A 4,676-nucleotide genomic window follows, 5' to 3' on the forward strand; every position below is an offset into this window, starting at 1 on the left:
GATCGCCATGTACAGAACCATCCCCGGTCTGGAAAACTGCGAAATCACCCGTTTTGCCTATGCCATCGAATATGACTGTATCGATGCGACCCAGCTGAAACTGTCTCTGGAATTCAAGGATTTCCCCGGTCTGTTCTCCGCGGGTCAGTTCAACGGTTCCAGCGGTTACGAAGAAGCGGCGGCACAGGGTCTCATTGGCGGTATCAATGCAGTGCATTATATCAAAGGCAAAGAACCCATCGTGCTGAAACGTTCCGACGGTTATATCGGTGTTCTGATCGACGATATCGTAAACAAAGGCACCAGAGAACCTTACAGAATGATGACCAGCCGTGCGGAATTCCGTCTGCTGTTGCGTCAGGATAATGCTGACCAGAGACTGACACCCATCGGCCACGAAATCGGTCTGATCTCCGATGAAAGATACGAAGCCCTGAGAGAAAAAGAAAGACTGATCGCCGAAGAAATCGAACGTGTGCATACAGTAACCATGGGCCCCAGCGAAGCGGTTCTGGCGGTGCTGGAAAGACATAACACAGCACTTATCAAGAATGGTGCCAGACTGTCCGACCTGATCAAACGTCCTCAGCTGACTTATGATGCCCTGGCGGAAATCGACCCCGAAAGACCTGAACTGCCTGCGGATGTACGCGAACAGGTAAATATTCAGATCAAATATGCCGGCTATATCGCCCAGCAGAACAATCAGGTGGAACAGTTTAAGAAACTGGAAGGCAGACTGCTGCCTCTGGATCTGGATTATGAAACCATTCAGGGTCTCAGACTGGAAGCCAGACAGAAACTGAATCAGGTACGCCCTGAAAACCTCGGTCAGGCCAGCCGAATTACGGGGGTATCCCCTGCGGATATTTCCGTACTGCTGATTTTCATGGAACAGATGAAAAGAAGCAAATAAAGAGTAGAATTGGATGTGGTGCTATGACAGGATTTTTTCTGCCATGGAATGAGAATAGAACGATGAAAAAGGGCGAGAAGAAGCTGCATCTGCCCAAGGGGACCTTTTCTCTGGAGGATGCAGTCTTCGATAATCGGAAGCCTGCCTTTGTTTCCCTGCCCAACCCCAGAGGAACGCTCCGTTCCTTTCTGCAGGCGGTGGAAAGCGGGAAAAAAGAAGAAGCCATGAGTTATTTTTCTGCGAAAGTAGCAGAAGTGGTGGATTATGAGGAATTGGAAGGCTATCTGAAAGACCTGAAGGAATACTATTGCTTTGCGGAAGATGAGGGTAAGGGCATCCGCAGAGTCTCTGTAGCCAAGAAAAATAAAAAGGATGAGGAAATTTTCTCCTTCCGCATGGTGGCGGAGCCGGATTCCTTTGGCAAATGGAAGATTTTCAGCATCGAAAGAGAAGGGAAGGAATAAACAATGGAAAATAAAGCATTACTGAAAGACTGCTGTGACCAGATGGGCGTTTCCTTGACAGAAGCCCAGGCGGAACAGTTTATGACATATCTTTCCCTTCTGCTGGAATGGAATGAAAAAATGAACCTGACAGCCATTACAGAACACAGGGATGTGGTGCTGAAGCATTTTGCGGACTGTCTGAGTCTGGTGCCCCATGTGACATGGAATGCAGGCATGAAGGTCATCGACGTGGGTACAGGGGCCGGCTTCCCCGGGATCCCTGTGAAGATCGCCTGTCCCGAAGTGGAAATGACTTTGCTGGACTCTCTGCAGAAACGCATCGGTTTCCTGCAGGAAGTGGGCACACAGCTGAATCTCACTGGTGTGGAATATGTTCACAGCAGAGCGGAAGACGGCGGTCAGAACCCCGATTACAGAGAGCAGTTTGATCTGTGTGTTTCCCGTGCGGTGGCAAATCTGGCGGTATTATCCGAATATTGCCTGCCTTTCATCAAGGTTGGCGGTATGCTGACGGCGCTGAAAGGGCCTGATGCGGAAGCGGAAGTGGCGCAGGCGGAAGGTGCGCTGAAGAAACTGGGCGGCAGACTGGTAGAGATCAAGGATGTGGCGATTCCTCATACAGACCTGTCTCACAAGCTGGTATTTATTGAGAAGGTGGCACCTACGCCCAAGAAATACCCTCGTAATGCGGGCAAGATCCGCAAAGATCCTTTGAAGTAAGGGGCGTTGCCCCCTACACCCCCACCAAGGGGATAATCCCCTTGGAACCCTGATTGCAGAAACTATCGTTTCTGCGGTGAATGTAAATAATTAGAAAATAGGCTCATATTGATGCGTTTCGTGTCGATATGGGCTTTTTTTTGTGGAAGGCTTTTTGGGGAGGAAGAAAATCGCCGTGTTATCATGTAGAAAAGAAAATAAAAATATTTTCCCCGCACAAAATATGCAATATTTTGTGCCATTCAGGGTACAGGGAAATGATTTCCCTGCCGGAGCGCGAGGCAGAGCCTCGCTAAAGGAGGTATATAGAATGGAAGTTTTGAAGTTTTCGGAAATGAGATTGAAGAAGGATAAGGTGGTCTTTCAGCTGCCCATCGATAAAATTCGTTCCAACCCCTATCAGCCAAGGAAATATTTCAACCGCGCCGCATTGGAAGAACTGTCCGACAGCATCCGCACCTACGGTGTCTTGCAGCCCATCACCGTACGAAAAATGAACGGCGGCTATTACGAACTGGTGGCAGGGGAACGGCGGCTGCGTGCATCGGAACTGGCAGGCCTGACCACCATCCCTGCCATCCTGATGCAGGTCAGTGACAGTGACAGCGCCGTTCTGGCCTTCATCGAAAACATCCAGCGGCAGAACCTGAGCTTTCTGGAGGAGGCGGAAGGCTATCGTAATATGATGGAGGATTACGGTCTGACCCAGGAGGAACTGGCAGAAAAGCTTTCCAAAAGCCAGTCCTCCATCGCCAATAAACTGCGGATCCTGAAACTGGAGGACAGCGTGAAAAAACTCCTTTTGGAGCATCATTTTACCGAACGCCACGCAAGGGCCCTGCTTCGCCTGCCCGATGAGGAAAGCAGGATGATCGTCCTTTCTCAGATGATCGCAGAGGAGATGAATGTAAAGAAAACGGAGGAACTGGTAGAGGCCACGCTGGAATTCATGCGCCCCCGCCCCGCGGAAAAAGGGGAGCAGAAGGAGAAACGATTTATTCGTGCCAAGGACTTCCGCATCTTCACCAATACCATCAAGCAGAGCGTGGAGGTCATCCGCCGCAGCGGTGTAAACGTGGACTATGAGGATAAGGAGGAGGCAGACTGCTGTGAGATCGTCATCCGCATCCGCAGAAACGCGGAAAGTGCTTGATTTTTCGGGATCCTCCCATTATGATGTTACTATAGAGAAAGTAACGGGGAGGGATCGCCATGAAGGAAAAAGCAGTACTGGTCAGAGCCGATTATGGTCATGTGGAACTAAGGCTGAAAGAAGTGATGGACGAAAGAGGCATCAGCCGCAACCAGCTGGCAAAGCGTATCGATGCCCGCTTTGAAGTGGTGGGCAAATGGTATAAAGGTGAAGTGGAAAAAATGGATCTGGATATCCTTGCCCGCATCTGCTATGCCTTGGACTGCACCACGGAAGACATCATCAGATATGTGCCCGGAAATGAGGAAGAAGTATGAGAAAAGGAATATTTCTGCTGGTGGCCTGCCTTTGTTTTCTGACAGGCTGTGAAAAGGGAGAGATTGGATTTACGGATATTTCCTGGACAAGGGAAACGGAAGCAGATACAGAAACGATTTTCTTTGGTTCTGACGGCAGTTTCCATTATTTCTGTGGCTGCGGCAATCCGGTGAATGATGCAGACCTTTGCGAAGGCTATACTTATGATGAAAAAAGCGGCAGTATCACACTGGACTGCATAGAGATCACGGAGGAAATGGTGACGGAGATCGGGGTCGTTTCCTTTGATGGAGATATATTGGAACTGGATTTTGGCGGAGAGATCCGAACATTTGAGAGAGAACGAATCCTGGGTGATTGACGGGAGGGATTTCATGAAAAAGAAAATTATAAAAATTCTTTGTGTCCTTCTAATGTTTGGTGTTGTTTTCTACCTGCACATGGAAAGCCGTTATAGTATGAATCATGTGGTGAAGGTAGACTTGACGGAGGCAGAAATTCTGGCGAAAATGCCGGATATTGCTATTTCTGAAAAAGACTATGCCTTGGAGGAATATGTGCTTTTTCTGCCGGAAGTGCAGAAGGCACTGGAGAAAGCAAAGGAATCGGAATATGGCGCAGATATTCCGGAAGAAGAAATGACAGTTCTGCTTGCAGACTGGATACCGGATGGCTGGAAGGTTTTTGCATTGTCGGCAATAGATAATTGGGTATATCTTTCCTTTTTAAAAGAAAATGAAAAAATGATTTCTTATGCTTTTTGTGCAGATGGCAGTTATCCCATGCAGAAAACCATCGGTACGTATAGAAAAAAATGGAACGGTGGTAAGGAATCGACAGGTGTTTATCAGAATTTGAATGGAGAAATAACAACATATGAGGAAAAACATCAGTGGTTTTGGTGGCTGATGCAATAAATAAAAGAAAGAGATACTCATTGAGTATCTCTTATTTTTTGCTCAAATATCTCTTTCAAAGGTCTTTGCCAGTTTCATGAATGTAGCTGTAGCTGTGCCGACCAGAATTTCCTTACCGTTTCTCGTAGTCGTTGCTTCTGCAGTCAGGCTGATGAGGGTTCTGCCCAGATTGGTCACCTTTACAT

At 48.0% G+C, this 4,676-nt stretch carries 7 protein-coding genes; all 7 read left to right on the forward strand.

All coding sequences use genetic code 11. The annotated features are described in order from the left end of the window. Positions 1-916: FAD-dependent oxidoreductase (locus ACJMLT_RS01045; RefSeq protein ID WP_405725270.1), on the forward strand; the 916-nt coding region annotated here is incomplete at its 5' end. Positions 917-978: 62 nt separating this feature from the next. Further along, positions 979-1,380, forward strand: a complete 402-nt coding sequence (locus tag ACJMLT_RS01050) for a hypothetical protein (protein ID WP_405725273.1) — start codon at positions 979-981, stop codon at positions 1,378-1,380. Between the two features lie 3 nt (positions 1,381-1,383). Continuing rightward, entirely contained in the window at positions 1,384-2,103 is a 720-nt protein-coding gene (rsmG, locus tag ACJMLT_RS01055; protein WP_405725276.1) for a 16S rRNA (guanine(527)-N(7))-methyltransferase RsmG, read from the forward strand. Positions 2,104-2,413: 310 nt separating this feature from the next. Continuing rightward, on the forward strand, positions 2,414-3,256 hold the full coding sequence (gene noc, locus ACJMLT_RS01060) for a nucleoid occlusion protein (protein WP_405725279.1): 843 nt from the start codon (positions 2,414-2,416) through the stop codon (positions 3,254-3,256). Between the two features lie 59 nt (positions 3,257-3,315). Next, entirely contained in the window at positions 3,316-3,573 is a 258-nt protein-coding gene (locus ACJMLT_RS01065) for a helix-turn-helix domain-containing protein (RefSeq protein ID WP_405725282.1), read from the forward strand. Continuing rightward, positions 3,570-3,935 (forward strand): hypothetical protein, encoded by a 366-nt coding sequence (locus ACJMLT_RS01070; RefSeq protein ID WP_405725285.1) that lies wholly within the window; start codon positions 3,570-3,572, stop codon positions 3,933-3,935. Before ACJMLT_RS01065 ends, ACJMLT_RS01070 begins: the two co-directional genes overlap by 4 nt. A 13-nt stretch (positions 3,936-3,948) precedes the next feature. Continuing rightward, positions 3,949-4,491 carry a hypothetical protein gene (locus ACJMLT_RS01075; RefSeq protein ID WP_405725288.1) on the forward strand — a complete coding sequence of 181 codons (543 nt, stop codon included), beginning with the start codon at positions 3,949-3,951 and terminating at the stop codon, positions 4,489-4,491. Positions 4,492-4,676: the final 185 nt, after the last annotated feature.

It is taken from the genome of Anaerotignum sp., assembly GCF_045122575.1.
Classification (GTDB): domain Bacteria; phylum Bacillota; class Clostridia; order Lachnospirales; family Anaerotignaceae; genus Anaerotignum_A.

Coding starts and splice junctions, on each gene's coding strand:
- rsmG (WP_405725276.1), top strand. CDS start 1,384: ATGGAAAATAAAGCATTACTGAAAGACTGCTGTGACCAGATGGGCGTT.
- ACJMLT_RS01070 (WP_405725285.1), top strand. CDS start 3,570: ATGAGAAAAGGAATATTTCTGCTGGTGGCCTGCCTTTGTTTTCTGACA.
- noc (WP_405725279.1), top strand. CDS start 2,414: ATGGAAGTTTTGAAGTTTTCGGAAATGAGATTGAAGAAGGATAAGGTG.
- ACJMLT_RS01065 (WP_405725282.1), top strand. CDS start 3,316: ATGAAGGAAAAAGCAGTACTGGTCAGAGCCGATTATGGTCATGTGGAA.
- ACJMLT_RS01050 (WP_405725273.1), top strand. CDS start 979: ATGAAAAAGGGCGAGAAGAAGCTGCATCTGCCCAAGGGGACCTTTTCT.
- ACJMLT_RS01075 (WP_405725288.1), top strand. CDS start 3,949: ATGAAAAAGAAAATTATAAAAATTCTTTGTGTCCTTCTAATGTTTGGT.